At 71.6% G+C, this 15532-nt stretch carries 10 protein-coding genes; 7 read left to right on the top strand and 3 right to left on the bottom strand.

The annotated features are described in order from the left end of the window. The first annotated feature begins 5 nt into the window (after positions 1-5). The 7 genes from ABT025_RS06790 (at position 6) to ABT025_RS06760 (ending at position 9686) form a co-directional block, all read left to right on the top strand. Complete coding sequence (locus ABT025_RS06790; protein ID WP_350990642.1) at positions 6-782, top strand: ABC transporter ATP-binding protein; 777 nt, start codon at positions 6-8, stop codon at positions 780-782. Further along, entirely contained in the window at positions 779-2125 is a 1347-nt protein-coding gene (locus tag ABT025_RS06785) for a hypothetical protein (RefSeq protein ID WP_350990640.1), read from the top strand. The genes ABT025_RS06790 and ABT025_RS06785 overlap by 4 nt, the downstream gene beginning before the upstream one ends. Positions 2126-2187: 62 nt before the next feature. After that, positions 2188-2763 (top strand): hypothetical protein, encoded by a 576-nt coding sequence (locus ABT025_RS06780; protein ID WP_350990851.1) that lies wholly within the window; start codon positions 2188-2190, stop codon positions 2761-2763. A 103-nt stretch (positions 2764-2866) separates the two neighbouring features. Beyond that, positions 2867-3559 carry a spermidine synthase family protein gene (locus ABT025_RS06775; RefSeq protein ID WP_350990638.1) on the top strand — a complete coding sequence of 231 codons (693 nt, stop codon included), beginning with the start codon at positions 2867-2869 and terminating at the stop codon, positions 3557-3559. A gap of 234 nt (positions 3560-3793) precedes the next feature. Continuing rightward, the gene (locus ABT025_RS06770) at positions 3794-4531 is read left to right on the top strand and encodes a response regulator transcription factor (protein ID WP_350990636.1); all 738 of its coding nucleotides are present in this window, start codon (positions 3794-3796) and stop codon (positions 4529-4531) included. Beyond that, positions 4528-5604 (top strand): HAMP domain-containing sensor histidine kinase, encoded by a 1077-nt coding sequence (locus ABT025_RS06765; RefSeq protein WP_350990635.1) that lies wholly within the window; start codon positions 4528-4530, stop codon positions 5602-5604. The genes ABT025_RS06770 and ABT025_RS06765 overlap by 4 nt, the downstream gene beginning before the upstream one ends. Before the next feature lie 257 nt (positions 5605-5861). Continuing rightward, positions 5862-9686, top strand: coding sequence for a multifunctional oxoglutarate decarboxylase/oxoglutarate dehydrogenase thiamine pyrophosphate-binding subunit/dihydrolipoyllysine-residue succinyltransferase subunit (locus ABT025_RS06760; protein WP_350990633.1), 3825 nt, complete (start codon positions 5862-5864; stop codon positions 9684-9686). 136 nt (positions 9687-9822) lie between these two features. Here the strand turns inward: ABT025_RS06760 and fxsT are convergent, their stop codons facing one another. The 3 genes from fxsT to ABT025_RS06745 form a co-directional block, all read right to left on the bottom strand. Beyond that, on the bottom strand, positions 9823-12816 hold the full coding sequence (fxsT, locus tag ABT025_RS06755; RefSeq protein ID WP_350990632.1) for an FxSxx-COOH system tetratricopeptide repeat protein: 2994 nt from the start codon (positions 12814-12816) through the stop codon (positions 9823-9825). An 81-nt stretch (positions 12817-12897) separates the two neighbouring features. Further along, on the bottom strand, positions 12898-14289 hold the full coding sequence (locus tag ABT025_RS06750; protein WP_350990631.1) for an aKG-HExxH-type peptide beta-hydroxylase: 1392 nt from the start codon (positions 14287-14289) through the stop codon (positions 12898-12900). Further along, the gene (locus tag ABT025_RS06745; protein ID WP_350990849.1) at positions 14286-15443 is read right to left on the bottom strand and encodes an FxsB family cyclophane-forming radical SAM/SPASM peptide maturase; all 1158 of its coding nucleotides are present in this window, start codon (positions 15441-15443) and stop codon (positions 14286-14288) included. Before ABT025_RS06745 ends, ABT025_RS06750 begins: the two co-directional genes overlap by 4 nt. Between the last annotated feature and the right edge of the window lie 89 nt (positions 15444-15532).

Here is a 15532-nt window from a genome sequence, read left to right as displayed (position 1 = left end):
ATCGCGTGAACAGCACGGTGAGAGTCTCGGGGCTGACGGTCCGGCATCGCCGTACGACCGCCCTGGACGGCGTCGATCTGGACTTCGCACCCGGCGTGCACGGACTCCTCGGACCGAACGGCGCGGGCAAGACATCGCTGATCAGGGTGGTGGCCACGGCAACCGCGCCGACCTCCGGCCGGATCGAGCTGCTGGGCAGCGAGGTGGGTGCGGACGCGGACCACCGCAGCCGGGCCGCGGTCCGGCGCAGGCTGGGCTACCTGCCGCAGGAGTTCGGCTACTACCCGGGCTTCACCGTCCGCGAGTTCGTCGCCTACGTGGCGTGGCTCAAGGAGATGGACGGCGCCCTGATCGCGGGAGCCGTGGAGCGTGCGGTGGACCGGGTGGGCCTGACGGACCGGATCGACGCCCGGATGAAGACCCTGTCGGGCGGCATGGTCCGGCGCGTGGGCATCGCACAGGCGATCGTCAACGAGCCGGAGCTGCTGCTGCTCGACGAGCCGACGGCCGGGCTGGACCCGGAGCAGCGGGTGGAGTTCCGCACCCTGATGCGTGAGCTGGGCGAGCGGTCCACGGTGATCCTCTCCACGCACCTGGTCGAGGACGTGGCCACCGCCTGCGCGGACGTGACCCTCGTCGAAGGGGGCCGGATCGCGTACCGGGGGACGACGGCCGAGCTGGCGGCCCTCGGCAGCGACGGGGACGGGCTCGACGGCAGCCCCATCGAGCGCGGCTACACCGCCGCTCTGCACACCCACCGCGCGACGGCGGGCGTCCGATGACGTCCACCGGCACCCTCACCACCGAGCGGCAGGACCCCCCGGGGCCCCGCTCCACCCGCTCGCAGGACGCGTACCGGCCGACGCTCCGCGTCCTGCGGACGGAGCTGCGCCGCGGCGTCGCGCCGTGGACCGGGCTCTGCACTGCGGTGCTGCTCGCCGTCACCATGGCGGCCAAGGCCGATACCTGGCAGGGGAGCTGGGGTGAGACCCAGGGGCTGCTGCACTCCGCGGCCACGCTGCTCGCCGGTCCGCTGGTGGCTGCGGCCTCCTGCTGGCAGGGCGCCCGCGAGCACCGGCGCTCGACCACCGAACTCCTCGGCTCCACCCCGCGCGCCCGGTCCTCGCGGGTCGTGGTGGCCGCGCTGCCGCTCGCGCTGTGGGCGGTCGCCGGGTATCTCGCCGTGCTGGCCGCCGCACTGCTGGCCACCTGGCCGTACGCGGGGGGCGGCAGCCCGTTCCCGTCCTTCGCCGTCGCGGACGCCGCGTTCCTGGTGGCCGTCGGGCTGGTGGGATTCGTCGTCGGTCAGCGGTGCCGGTGGCGGCTGACCGCGCCCGTCCTCGCCGTGCTGCTGTACATCGCGCTCGGCGTGCCGAGCTACTCCGGTTCCACGGGCCGGTTCCTCGACCCGGCCGAGCAGTACGTGCTCGACAGGTCGCTGCCCGTGTGGTGGTTCGCCCCCGCGATGGTGGCGTGGACCTGCGGTCTCGCCCTGGCGGCTCTGGTCGCCCACGCGGCCGGGCGGCGGTACCTCGCCGTCGTGCCGCTCGCCGTGGCGGCGGCGGTCGCCCCCCTGATCATGCACACGGGCCAGGACCTGGTGCGGGAGGACCCGGCTGCCGCCCGGCTCGTCTGCACGGACGGCACCCCGCAGCTCTGCCTGAGCGAGTACGACAGGTCGCTGCTGCCGCAGGTCTCCGGGGCGCTGTCCGGGCTGTTCGGCCGGCTGGACGGAGTGCCGGGGGCACCGGTCCGCTATGTGGACCAGGATCCCCTGCACGGGCCGGACGATGTCCAGGTGCCGACGCCGAACCTCGGCTGGTACCTCCTGCGGGGGCGGCTGCAGCACTCGGAGGACTTCGCCTGGCAGGTGGCCCACGGCGTGGCGAACCGGGACTGCCCGGATTCCTTCGGCGAGGAGTCCGCCGACAGCGATCGGGTCATGGCGACCGACCTCGCCGTCACCGACTGGCTCGCGGGCCTCGCATCGCAGACCCCCGACGCGGAGAAGACCCCGCAGCTCCGCCGGCTCGAAGCCATGCCGGCCCCCGAGCGCCGGGCCTGGCTCGGCCGTTTCCTGGCCACGCACACGAGCTGCTCCCCGTCGGAGGTGCCCGTCCTGTGAACCCCGCCACCGGCGCCGCCACGAGGCGTTCCGCGCTCCGGCCGGAACTTCCCGTCCTCTATATGCGCTCCCGCGGCCTCCCCCGTACCGCCGCCACGCTGACCTGCATCGTTCTCCTCGCCGCCTGGGCCGCCGACCGGTTGGAGGACCGTTTCGACCCGAGCGCCCGCGTCCCGGTCCTCGTGCTGGCACCGCTGCTGGTGTCCGCGGCCATCGGCACCGGCCTGTACGCCGCCGCCGACGAGCTCGACCGGACCGCCGTCCTGCGCTGGTGGCCGCGGCGGCTGCTGCATCTGCTCGCGCTCACGGTCCCGGCCGCGGCGGCTCTCGCGCTGGCCGTCCCCGGGCACCCCGAGACGTTCGGCGCACCCGGCATGATCCGTAACGTGCTCGGCGCCACCGGAGTGGCGGCCGCCTCCGCCGCCCTGATCGGGGCCCGGCTGAGCTGGCTGCCGATGACGGTGTACAGCAGCGCGGTGTACCTGGCGGCCCCGCGCACCCCAGGAGGTGCGGCATCCGTGTGGGCCTGGCCGATGCAGCCCGGGCCGCAGGCCGGGGCGTGGGTGGTGGCACTGCTGGCGTACGTGGCGGGGACCGCGCTGTTCGCGGTACGGGGGGCCCGCCGGGAACGCGGCTGACCGCGCCCCGTTCGGCCGGGGTTCTGGCAAATCGCTGGCCCGGTCGCTGCCGGGCGGACAGGATGGCGGCGACACCGTCCGCCATCCACCGGAGAGCAGCGCCATGCCCCTCGGCCTCGGCCCCGACGCCCTCGCCCCCGTCGTCCTGGACCGCCGTGAAGGACCCCACGGAGAGGTCGTCCTGCGCAGGCGGGGCGACGACTTCGAGATCATCGCCAACGGATGCTTCCTGATGGACACCTCCGACGGGCGCTCGGAGCGGCTGCTGATCGACGCCGCGCTCGACGCCCTGCCCGCGGACCGGCCCGCTCCGGCGGTGCTCATCGGCGGTCTCGGCGTCGGCTTCTCCCTCGCCCGGGCCGCCGACGAACCGCGATGGGGGCGGATCGCGGTCGCCGAGCGGGAGCGGGCCATCGTCGGCTGGCACCTGGACGGGCCGCTGGCCGGTATCTCGGGGGCCGCGCTCGCCGATCCACGGACCGTGGTCCTGACGACGGACCTCGTCGCGTACCTCCGTACGACTACGGACCGTTACGACGCACTGTGTCTGGACATCGACAACGGGCCGGACTGGACCGTCACCGAGGACAACGGGAATCTCTACTCCCCCGCCGGACTCGCCGACTGCCACGCGCGGCTCACGCCGGGCGGCGTGCTCGCGGTGTGGTCCGCACAACCGTCCGGGGAGTTCGAACAGGCCTTGCGCAATGCCGGATTCCATGGGGTAAGGACGGAAGAAGTAGGCGTTGCCCGAGGTGTGCCCGACGTGGTCCATCTCGCAATTCGAGCAGCCTGAGATCCCCCCGCCGGGTATCCGGGGCCGGGGACGCCCGGGGTCCAAGCGCCACAAGCGCGACACTCCGCCGCCTCTGTTCCCCTCGACCGCGCCTGCGGCCTTGCACCCTGCGTAGCCGGAAGCCCTCCGCTGCCTTTACGCTGCTGACCGATAGCGGGATCACCCACGAAATTCACGAGCGAAGACCGTACGTCCGGGGGAATGGCCCCCGCGAAAACGGGCAGGGGCGGGGCGATGGAACAAACACACACCACCCACACAGGTGTCGCGGCCACCCCGGGCGCACAGCGCCGCGTGCTGGTGGTCGAGGACGACCCCACGATCGTCGATGCCATTTCCGCCCGCCTGCGGGCCGAGGGCTTCCTGGTGCAGACCGCACTCGACGGCCCCGCGGCCGTGGACGCGGCCGAGGCCTGGCAGCCGGATCTGATGGTGCTCGACATCATGCTTCCCGGCTTCGACGGCCTGGAGGTCTGCCGTCGCGTACAGGCCCAGCGCCCGGTGCCGGTGCTGATGCTGACCGCCCGGGACGACGAGACCGACATGCTCGTCGGTCTCGGCGTCGGCGCCGACGACTACATGACGAAACCGTTCTCCATGCGTGAGCTGGCGGCCCGGGTCCACGTGCTGCTGCGCCGGGTGGAGCGGGCCGCGCTGGCCGCCGTGACCCCGCGCAGCGGAATACTGCGCCTCGGCGAGCTCGAGATCGACCACGCGCAGCGCCGGGTTCGGGTGCGCGCGGACGACGTCCATCTGACGCCGACCGAGTTCGATCTGCTGGTCTGCCTGGCCAACACCCCGCGCGCGGTGCTCTCCCGTGAGCAGCTGCTGGCGGAGGTCTGGGACTGGGCGGACGCCTCGGGCACCCGTACCGTCGACAGCCACATCAAGGCCCTGCGCCGGAAGATCGGCGCGGAGCGGATCCGTACCGTGCACGGTGTCGGTTACGCGTTGGAGACCCCGGCGCCATGACCCGGCCCGGACCGGGGCTCCGGCCGTTCTCCATCAAGGCCAAGCTGGGCACGCTGGTCGTGGTGTCGGTGTTCATCACGACCGGGCTGCTGATGGTGGCTTTGCGCACGCGCACCGAGCTGCGGTTCATCACCGTGTTCTCGGTGATCGCGACCCTGCTGATCACCCAGTTCGTGGCGCACGGTCTGACCGCGCCGCTGGACGAGATGCGGGCCGTGGCCCGGTCGATCTCGCACGGCGACTACACCAGACGGGTGAGCGGCGCCGACCGGCGCGACGAGCTCGGCGACCTGGCGCAGACGATCAACCTGATGGCCGACGATCTGGCGGCCGTCGACCGGCACCGCAAGGAGCTGGTGGCGAACGTCTCGCACGAGCTGCGTACGCCCATCGCGGCGCTGAGGGCCGTGCTGGAGAACGTCGTGGACGGGGTGTCCTCGGCCGATCCGGAGACGATGCGCACGGCCCTGAAACAGACGGAGCGGCTCGGCAGACTGGTGGAGACGCTGCTGGACCTTTCCCGGCTGGACAACGGCGTGGTCACGCTGAAGGCCCGCCGTTTCGAGGTGTGGCCCTACCTGTCGGGGGTCCTCAAGGAGGCGAACCTCGCCGCCGCGCACCGCCGGCTGTCCTCGGGCTCCGGCAACCACGCCCGCAAGGACGTCCATCTGCACCTGGACGTGTCCCCGCCTGAGCTCACCGCGCACGCGGACGCCGAGCGGCTGCACCAAGTGGTGGCCAACCTGATCGACAACGCGGTGAAGCACAGCCCGCCGCACGGCCGGGTCACCGTGCTCGCCCGGCGCGGTCCGCAGCCCGAGTCGCTGCATCTGGAGGTCCTGGACGAGGGCCCGGGCATCCCGGAGGCCGAGCGCCACCGGGTCTTCGAGCGTTTCAACCGGGGCGAGGTGCCGTCCCCGCACGGTCCGGGCAGCGACGGCGGTACGGGTCTGGGCCTGGCGATCGCCCGCTGGGCGGTGGATCTGCACGGCGGCAGGATCGGCGTGGCCGAATCAGCTCGCGGCTGCCGCATTCGCGTCACTCTTCCGGGGATCCATCAACCGCGAGGTTGACATAGGGTTCGAACCGGAAGGGCACGTTCTACGTGTTCTGTTCAAGGGGTACGGTCCAAGGGGCCGTAACTGCGGTCTCGCGTACCCGGAGCGAAGCGGAACCAAGCTTGTTTCCCGCCATTTCCTGCCCCGAAACCCGACTTCCGATGTGACTTGCACGACGAAGACCGGCCCGGCCTGCATGGAACGGCCGGGGAGGCGTAGCCTTGATTTCCGCTGTCCATCACCTTGTGAAGCGGAAGAGGGCGGTTGCCGCCGTGTCGTCTCAGTCCCCCAGTAACTCGAGCATCTCGACCGACCAAGCCAGCCCGGGTACGAACCCGGCTGCTGCCTTTGGCCCCAATGAGTGGCTCGTCGACGAGATCTACCAGCAGTACCTCCAGGATCCCAATTCGGTCGATCGCGCCTGGTGGGACTTCTTCGCCGACTACAAGCCGGGTACGTCCGGCACGGCGGACAAGCCCGTTCCCGGCGCCGCAGCCGCGGGGGCTGCGGTGCCCGCGGCTCCGGCCGCCACCGCACCGGCCCCGACCACCGCGCCTGCCGCACCTGCGCAGCCCGCGGCTCAGGCACCGGCCGCACCCGCTGCCCCGGCGCCCGCTCCGGTCAAGCCCGCACCTGCCGCCCCGGCGGCTCCGGTGAAGGCCGCACCGGCGAAGGCCGCACCGGCTCCGGCGGCGAAGGCTGCCGCCGCCCCGGCCACCGAGGCCCCGGCCGGTCCGGAGTACGTGACGCTGCGCGGCCCGTCCGCCGCTGTCGCGAAGAACATGAACGCCTCGCTGGAGCTGCCGACGGCCACGTCCGTCCGCGCCGTTCCGGTGAAGCTGCTCTTCGACAACCGCATCGTCATCAACAACCACCTCAAGCGTGCCCGCGGCGGGAAGATCTCCTTCACGCACCTCATCGGGTACGCGATGGTGCAGGCCCTCAAGGCCATGCCGGCGATGAACTACTCCTTCGCGCAGAAGGACGGCAAGCCGACCCTGGTCAAGCCGGAGCACGTCAACCTCGGCCTCGCCATCGACCTGGTGAAGCCGAACGGCGACCGCCAGCTGGTCGTCGCGGCCATCAAGAAGGCCGAGACGCTCAACTTCTTCGAGTTCTGGCAGGCCTACGAGGACATCGTCCGCCGGGCCCGCAACGGCAAGCTCGGCATGGACGACTTCACCGGCGTCACCGCCTCGCTGACCAACCCCGGCGGGATCGGCACCGTTCACTCGGTGCCCCGCCTGATGCCCGGACAGGGCCTCATCATGGGCGTCGGCGCGATGGACTACCCGGCGGAGTTCCAGGGCACGTCGCAGGACACCCTGAACAAGCTGGGCATCTCCAAGGTCATGACGCTGACCTCGACGTACGACCACCGGGTCATCCAGGGCGCCGCCTCCGGCGAGTTCCTGCGGATCCTCTCCCAGCTGCTGCTCGGCGAGAACGAGTTCTACGACGAGATCTTCAAGGCGCTGCGCATCCCCTACGAGCCGGTCCGCTGGCTCAAGGACATCGACGCCTCGCACGACGACGACGTCACCAAGGCCGCGCGGGTCTTCGAGCTGATCCACTCCTACCGGGTCCGCGGCCACGTCATGGCCGACACCGACCCGCTGGAGTACCACCAGCGCAAGCACCCCGACCTCGACATCACCGAGCACGGCCTCACCCTGTGGGACCTGGAGCGGGACTTCGCGGTCGGCGGTTTCGCCGGCAAGACGATGATGAAGCTCCGCGACATCCTCGGCGTGCTGCGTGAGTCGTACTGCCGCACCACCGGCATCGAGTTCATGCACATCCAGGACCCGAAGCAGCGCAAGTGGCTCCAGGACCGGGTGGAGCGTCCGCGCCCCAAGCCCGAGCGCGAGGAGCAGCTGCGCATCCTGCGCCGGCTGAACGCCGCGGAGGCGTTCGAGACCTTCCTGCAGACGAAGTACGTCGGCCAGAAGCGGTTCTCGCTGGAGGGCGGCGAGTCCGTCATCCCGCTGCTCGACGCGGTCATCGACTCAGCCGCCGAGGCCCGCCTCGACGAGGTCGTCATCGGCATGGCCCACCGCGGCCGGCTGAACGTGCTGGCGAACATCGTCGGCAAGTCGTACGCGCAGATCTTCCGGGAGTTCGAGGGCAACCTCGACCCGAAGTCGATGCACGGCTCCGGCGACGTCAAGTACCACCTGGGCGCCGAGGGCACCTTCACCGGTCTGGACGGCGAGCAGATCAAGGTCTCGCTGGCCGCCAACCCCTCGCACCTGGAGGCGGTCGACCCGGTCCTGGAGGGCATCGCCCGCGCCAAGCAGGACATCATCAACAAGGGCGGCACGGACTTCACCGTCCTGCCCGTCGCGCTCCACGGCGACGCGGCCTTCGCGGGCCAGGGCGTCGTCGCAGAGACGCTGAACATGTCGCAGCTGCGCGGCTACCGCACCGGCGGCACCGTGCACGTGGTGATCAACAACCAGGTCGGCTTCACCGCCGCCCCGGAGTCCTCCCGCTCCTCGATGTACGCCACCGACGTGGCGCGCATGATCGAGGCGCCGATCATCCACGTCAACGGTGACGACCCCGAGGCCGTCGTCCGTGTCGCACGGCTCGCCTTCGAGTTCCGTCAGGCGTTCAACAAGGACGTCGTGATCGACCTCATCTGCTACCGCCGCCGCGGTCACAACGAGGGCGACAACCCGCAGTTCACCAACCCGCAGATGTACACCCTGATCGACAAGAAGCGCTCGGTGCGCAAGCTGTACACCGAGTCCCTCATCGGTCGCGGCGACATCACGCTGGAAGAGGCGGAGCAGGCGCTCCAGGACTTCCAGGGCCAGCTGGAGAAGGTGTTCGCGGAGGTCCGCGAGGCCACCTCGCTCCCGGCGCAGCCGCATGTGTCCGAACCCCGGGCCGAGTTCCCGGTGGCCGTGACCACCGCGGTCTCCCAGGAGGTCGTGAAGCGGATCGCCGAGTCGCAGGTCAACATCCCCGACCACATCACCGTCCACCCGCGCCTGATGCCGCAGATGCAGCGTCGTGCGGCCTCCGTGGAGGACGGCACGATCGACTGGGGCATGGGCGAGACCCTGGCCATCGGTTCGCTGCTGATGGAGGGCACCCCGGTCCGGCTCGCCGGCCAGGACACCCGCCGCGGCACGTTCGGCCAGCGTCACGCGGTGCTGGTCGACCAGGTGACCGGCGAGGACTACACCCCGCTGCTCTACCTCACGGACGAGCAGGCCCGTTACAACGTCTACGACTCGCTGCTCAGCGAGTACGCGGCGATGGGCTTCGAGTACGGCTACTCGCTGGCCCGCCCGGAGTCGCTGGTCATCTGGGAGGCCCAGTTCGGTGACTTCGTCAACGGCGCTCAGACCGTCGTCGACGAGTTCATCTCCTCGGCCGAGCAGAAGTGGGGCCAGACCTCCGGCGTCACGCTGCTGCTGCCGCACGGCTACGAGGGCCAGGGCCCGGACCACTCGTCCGCGCGCCCCGAGCGCTTCCTCCAGATGTGCGCGCAGGACAACATGACGGTCGCGATGCCGACCCTGCCGTCGAACTACTTCCACCTTCTGCGGTGGCAGGTGCACAACCCGCACCACAAGCCGCTGATCGTCTTCACCCCGAAGTCGATGCTCCGCCTCAAGGCGGCGGCGTCGAAGGCGGAGGAGTTCACCACCGGCGGCTTCCGCCCGGTGATCGGCGACGACTCGGTCGAACCGAGTGCGGTCCGCAAGGTCGTCTTCTGCGCCGGCAAGGTCTACTACGACCTGGACGCCGAGCGTCAGAAGCGTGGCGACACGGAGACCGCGATCATCCGTCTGGAGCGCCTGTACCCCCTGCCGGGTGCGGAGATCCAGGCCGAGATCGCCAAGTACCCGAACGCGGCGAAGTACCTGTGGGCGCAGGAGGAGCCGGCCAACCAGGGTGCCTGGCCGTTCATCGCCCTGAACCTGATCGACCACCTGGACCTGGCCGTCGGCGCCGACGTCCCGCACGGTGAGCGCCTGCGCCGCATCTCGCGCGCGCACGGCTCGTCCCCGGCGGTCGGCTCGGCCAAGCGCCACCAGGCCGAGCAGGCGCAGCTGGTCGCCGAGGTCTTCGAGGCCTGACCCGCGCACGCACGAACCGAGGGCCCGGCTCCGCGAGATGATCGCGGAGCCGGGCCCTCGGGCGTGGTGTGTGCGGAGCCTGTCCCGGTCGGCCCGGGGCAGGAGCCTGTCCCGGTCGGCCCGGGGCTCGACGAGGTCAGATGATCTGGGGCTCGAAGTCCCAGTAGGGCCGGACGCGGGACCGTGCCGACACCGTGTGAACGTGTTGCGGGCCCAGTGTCTTCACCAGGTCGTCGAGCGCCTCCGACTCGACCTTGTCCGCGTGCTGGCGGTCACGGAGGCCCCGCAGGTCCGCCGCGTGCGCGATGCGGGCGGAGATGGTCAGGGGGTGGGTGCGGCCGAGCACCTCGATGGCCCGGGTACTGATCGTGTCCGTCAGTGCGGCGGCGGACTCCGGGTCGCCCACCAGGTTGCGCAGCGCCGAGGCGTTGACCGCGCAGCCCAGCGTCCAGGGGTGGTTCTCGCCGACGGCCCGGCCCATGTCGATGAGGGCCTCCTCCAGCAGGTGGTGCGCCTGGTCCCGCTCACCGACGTTGCGCAGGATCAGGGCGTGGTTGGCGCGGGTGCCCGCCACATACGGGTGATCCTCACCGAGCATGTCCACATAGCCGCTCACGACCTTCTCGCTTATGGCCCTGGCCTGGTCGATGTCGGCGTGCTCCCGGGCGAAGAAGCTCTGGCTGGCCGCGAACATCATGGTCAGCGGGTCGTTCTCGCCCAGGAACCGCTCGCCTCGTTCCAGTACCCGGGTGAACAGCTCCGAGGCCTTGCTCCGCTCGCCCGTGCGGTACAGGCAGAGGGCGAGGTTGTGCTCGGCGCGAAGGGTCTGCGGGTTGTCCTGGCCCATCACGATGCGGTGCACCCGGACACTCTGGGTCTGGAGCGATTCGGCCTCGTTGTACCGGCCGAGCAGACGCAGGTCGGTGGCGTAGTTGATCTCCGAGTAGAGGGTCCAGCTGTGGCGCGGGCGGAGCAGCTGGCGGCGGGCCTCCAGGGTGCGCTGGTTGAGTGCCAGCGACTCGTTGTACCGGCCGAGCAGCCGAAGCGAAATGGCCAGGTTGTTCTGCGCGTTGAGGGTGCGCGAGTCCTGGTCGCCCAGCAGTTCGCGGTAGGCGCCCAGGACCCATTCGGACATCTCATGGGCCTCTTCGTACCGCCCGAGACCGCGCAGGTCGGCCGCGAGGCCGCCGGCCGCGCGCAGGTGTTCCAGGTTGTGCGCGCCCCGCTCGGCGCGCAGGTGGTCGACGGCGGCCCGCTCGATGGCCTCGGTTCCGGCGTAGTCGCCGACGGCCCGCAGCAGGTTGGCGTAGTTGTAGCTGAGGTCCCAGACGCGCGGGTGGTTCTCGCCGAGCAGCTCGCTCCAGGCGGCCATGGCGCGGGCGCCCAGCTTGATGCCGGCACGGTACTCCCCGGAGAGGTACATGTAGCGCAGGCAGTTGAGCACCAGCGTCTGCACCGCGGGGTCCGTGCTGCGCAGGACGTCCGCCCACTTCAGGTGCGGGGTGATCTCCGCGTACGTGGGCCACAGCCGGGTGTCCGTGGGGCGGCCGGGGTCGGCGGCGGCCAGTGCGCGCCGTACGACGTCGATGAACTCCCGGCGGTCCTGGTCCGGCATGTCCTTGCGGACGATCTGGTGGACCATGCGGTGGAGATAGATCGACTCGCCCGAGGACGCGTCGTCGATGATCGAGTCGTGGGACTCCAGGCGGACCACGGAGTACTGGCGCAGCTGGCCGATCGCCTTGTTCCACAGCAGCGGGTCGTTCATCAGGCCCGAGAGCTGTTCGGGCAGTTCCCCCGACGGCATTTCCTTCAGCAGCCGTACGGGGATGGAGCCGGGTGCGAAGAAGCTGCACAGACGCAGCAGGTCGACGGACTCGGGAACGGTGTCCCGGAGTTTGTTCAGCAGTATCGACCAGGCGGTCTGGAAGGCCAGGGGGAAGTCCGCGGAGACCTTGACGACGTCCTGGTCGATGCCGCCGCCGAGGAGTTCGATGTACTCCTCGACCGACATGTCGGAGTCGTTGAGCCACCCCGCGGTCTGGTCGAGCAGCAGCGGGAGGTCCTCCAGCGCCTCGGCGAGCCGGTCCGCCTCCGTGTGGGTGAGACGTGGGGCACGGCGCCGGATGAAGGCGACCGACTCGTCGCGTTCGTAGACCGGTACCTCGACGAGGTTGCTGTTGTGTTCGCTCCACTCCGGGTTGCGGGAGGTGATCAGGACGTGTCCCGGGCCGGTCGGCACCAGGTCCCAGATCTGGTCGGGTTCGTCCGCGCCGTCCAGGATCAGCAGCCAGTGGCCGTGCGGGTCGCCGCGGCGCAGCGAGTCGCGGACCGCGCGCAGCCTCTCGCCGTACTCGGCGCCGGTGGACAGGCCCAGTTCGGGGGCGAGTTCGGCGAGCTTCTGGCGGTAGAGCGCGCGCCGGTCGGCGGGCACCCACCACACCACGTCGTACGCGGAACCGAAGCGGTAGACGTACTCGGCCGCCAGCTGCGTCTTGCCGACACCCGACATGCCGTGCAGCGTGACCACGCCGGCCCCGGCCCCGGCGTCCTGGAGTGCCTGGTAGGCCTTGTTGAGCAGTTCCTCGCGCCCGGTGAAGCGGGTGTTGCGGCGCGGGACTCCGCCCCACACCTCCGGGGTGTCGGACGGGAACCGGGGGCCCGGCCCGGCCTCGATGTCCTCGGGCAGTGGGCTCGCGGGCAGGCCCAGGTGTACGAGCAGCCGTCGCTCGGCCTCGACCGCGCCGACGTTGGTGAGGTCGGCCGCGCCGAACACGGACGTGGCGCCGGGAAGTGCCGAGGTCGTGATGGACACCGCGGCGAACCGGTCCGGGTCGGGGGCTACGACTGCGCGCAGGGCCCGGTTCCACTCCTCGTGGCTGCGCGGGCCGAGCTGGAAGTACCAGTCGCTGAGCAGGACCAGGACCCGGCCGCGGGAGAGCGTCAGATCCTGGAGCGAGTCCTCCAGCGGGACGTCCACCTGAGGGTCCCAGCGCTGCTGGACGACCGTCACCCCGCGCCGCTCCAGCCGGTCCGCGATCCATGCCGCCCAGGCCCGGTTGAACCCGGCGAAACTGAGGGTGACGGTCCGCGCCCCGACTGCTCCAACTTGCTTACGCGTAGCGGGCATTCAACCGTCTCCCTGACATCGTTGCGAGCCTGTTCACGATACACCGGGGCGTGGTCGCACCGGCCGGAATCACCTGGCCGCTCACGTCCTGCGTGATCCGTTCCTCTGCTGCCATATCACCCTGGCGGTGTTCACGTACGCGTCCGCGCGCGCCAGGTGACCCGTGGGTGGCGGCGAATCCTCCAGACGGTGGTAGAGCGTGATCATCTCGTTGACGAGTACGCGCCCCTGGACGGTCAGCAGGGCCGATCCGGCCAGCGCGGGCAGTACGGCCCCGACCTGTTGACGGCAGCGTGCGTGCTCGGCCCAGGCCAGGTCGCGGTGGGTGACCCGCCGCGCGCCGAGCGCGAAACGCTGCCAGTAGTCGGCGAGCGCGAGGTGCGAGTAGGCGCCCTGGAACAGCCCGTCGAAGGGCCTGGGGTCGGCGCGCCAGGGGGCGAAGTGGCGGGGAGTGGCATCCTCGTGGTGCAGCGGGACGAGTGTGCCGAGCGCGGCGAGCTTGGTGTGCTGGAGTTCGTGCACGAGCGTCGAGGCGAAGTACGCGGGGGTGGCGGGCTTGCTGCTGAGGACCGCGCCGAACGCCTCGCGCCGGGTGCCGCTGCAGTGGGCCGCGGCCTCGCCGGTGGGGCCCGAGCCGGGCGGCGGGCCCAGCGGGACGAGGCAGCGCAGCAGCACGGCAGCTTCGGTGAGCCGGTGCTCACCGCCGACGCGGAGCAGCGGTTCGACTCCGGACCAGGATGCGATCCAGGCCTTGCGTTCGCTGTCGTCGACGTGGGTGGCCGCGCTCAGCCCGTGGCGTTCCAGGCCGGTGCCGCGGGTGCGGTACGGATCGACGTCGTCCAGGGGTACGGGACCGGTGCCGGGCAGCACGGCGGACAGCATGAGCACCGGCAGCCAGCGGGGGTCGGCGGAGCTCAGGGTGCCGTCCGGCTGGGTCCGTACCGTCAGGGGCGGCCCACCGGCCGGCCGTATCGTCATCTCACCGTCGGCGAAGGAGAGTTGGGCCACTCCGGCCGGGGACCGCACCGCCCCCAGCGTGGGCAGGGAGAGCAGGCCGTCGCTTGCGGTGAGCCGGGCGGTGACGGGCATGCCGGCGCGGATCGCGGCCGCTGCCGCCAGTGCCGTGAGATGGCCCAGGCCGGCGAGGAGGCCGGGGCCCGTCCTGGCCGTCGTGGTGAGGCCGGCCAGGAGGCGTTCGGCCCAGGGGCCCGTCATGGGGTGGAACAGCACCGCGCGCGCCGCGGCCCGGTCGGTGCGCTCGGCGGCTTCGAGCAACGCCCAGTCCGCGCGCAGCCGGTCGAGCAGTGGGGGTGGGCACACGGTCGTGGGGGCGGCGGCCGCCGCGTCGAGCACGGCCCTGAGGAGGACGAGGCGGCGGGTGTCCTGATCGCGTACGAGCAGGCCTAGGGTGGCGGCGCTGCCTTCGGTGCGGCCGAGTTCGCGCAGTACGCGATCGGGGATGGCGGAGCTCATGGGGGGTCTCCTGCGGTTGCGTCGGCGAGCCGGTCCGCCACGTGGCGGACCAGCCGGTCGAGGTCTGCGCAGTAGACGGACGGGTTGATGAAGCCGTTCTCTGCGCGGTACCGGTGGGCGTAGTGGCCGCCGCCGCAGACGGTCAGCAGCGGGCAGGCCCGGCAGAGGCCGGCGAGCGCGCCCGCTCCTGCCTGGCGGGCGGCGACGCCGGGGTGGCGCAGGGCGTCGTCGAAGGTGTGCCGGAAGATGTCGAGTCCGGTGGCCGCGGCGGTGTCGTAGGCGGACTTGAGGGAGTCGACCTGCTCGATCGATCCGTCCGTCTCGACCACGACGGCGTTGATGGGGTCGAGACCGAGGGACTCGGTGGCGGCGGGCAGCCCGAGGAGGAGGGCGATGCACTCCTCGAAGAGCCTGATCCGGGTCTCCCGCCGGGCGGCCGGCCACCAGCGGTCGAAGACGGTGCACAGCCAGTCGCCGTACGGGGTGGGGCGGCCCGGCCCCGGGCCCGTGGGCACGCCGGCCGGATCCGGCAGACCGGGCGGCGGTCTGGTCCAGTTGCCGTGCGGCAGGAGCAGGTCCAGGGCCGGGGGCCGCAGGGCGAGCAGCGACTCGTACATCTCCAGCGGGTCGGTGCGCGGGTCGACGACGGTGAGGATGCCCGCGTACGCACCGGGGTGGCGCTCGGCGAGCAGCCGGGCGCCGCGCGAGGCGGCGGGCCAGGACGGGCGGCCGGCGTGGTCGGTGCGCTGGGTGTTGTGCGCGGCCAGGCCGCCGTCGAGGCTGATGCCGATGCGTATGCCGTGCCGGGCGAGGGTGGCGACCCCGTCGTCGGTGAGGAGGGTGGCGTTGGTCTGCACGGTGGCGTGGACGGTGCAGTCGCCGGGCGCCCGGTCACGCACCCGGTCCGCGAGGGCGGCCAGCCGTTCGGGTCCGGCGAGGAGGGGTTCGCCCCCGTGCAGTACGAGGGCGACATGGCGGAGCCGGTGGGTCGCCGCGTGTTCGGCGATCCGGTCCGCTGTGCGGTCGAGGACGGCGGGCGAGGCGGCGGCGGGGCGGGTCCGCCAGGTCGAGTCGGGGCCCTCGTACAGGTAGCAGTAGCGGCACGCCAGGTTGCAGCGGCCGTGCACCTTCACGATGAACTGCCCGAAGGGCACGGGGGCCGAGTCCGCTGCCCGGGTGGCGGCCGGTGTGCCGGTGCGCGGCCCGGGGCCGGGCACCGGGGCCGGAGGCACCGCGCCCTCCG

This window comes from Streptomyces sp. NPDC002809 (assembly GCF_040295435.1).
Classification (GTDB): Bacteria; Actinomycetota; Actinomycetes; order Streptomycetales; family Streptomycetaceae; genus Streptomyces.
This window is presented reverse-complemented; position numbering and strand designations above follow the sequence as displayed.

Coding starts and splice junctions, on each gene's coding strand:
- ABT025_RS06785 (WP_350990640.1), top strand. CDS start 779: ATGACGTCCACCGGCACCCTCACCACCGAGCGGCAGGACCCCCCGGGG.
- ABT025_RS06780 (WP_350990851.1), top strand. CDS start 2,188: ATGCGCTCCCGCGGCCTCCCCCGTACCGCCGCCACGCTGACCTGCATC.
- ABT025_RS06775 (WP_350990638.1), top strand. CDS start 2,867: ATGCCCCTCGGCCTCGGCCCCGACGCCCTCGCCCCCGTCGTCCTGGAC.
- ABT025_RS06770 (WP_350990636.1), top strand. CDS start 3,794: ATGGAACAAACACACACCACCCACACAGGTGTCGCGGCCACCCCGGGC.
- ABT025_RS06765 (WP_350990635.1), top strand. CDS start 4,528: ATGACCCGGCCCGGACCGGGGCTCCGGCCGTTCTCCATCAAGGCCAAG.
- fxsT (WP_350990632.1), bottom strand. CDS start 12,816: ATGCCCGCTACGCGTAAGCAAGTTGGAGCAGTCGGGGCGCGGACCGTC.
- ABT025_RS06750 (WP_350990631.1), bottom strand. CDS start 14,289: ATGAGCTCCGCCATCCCCGATCGCGTACTGCGCGAACTCGGCCGCACC.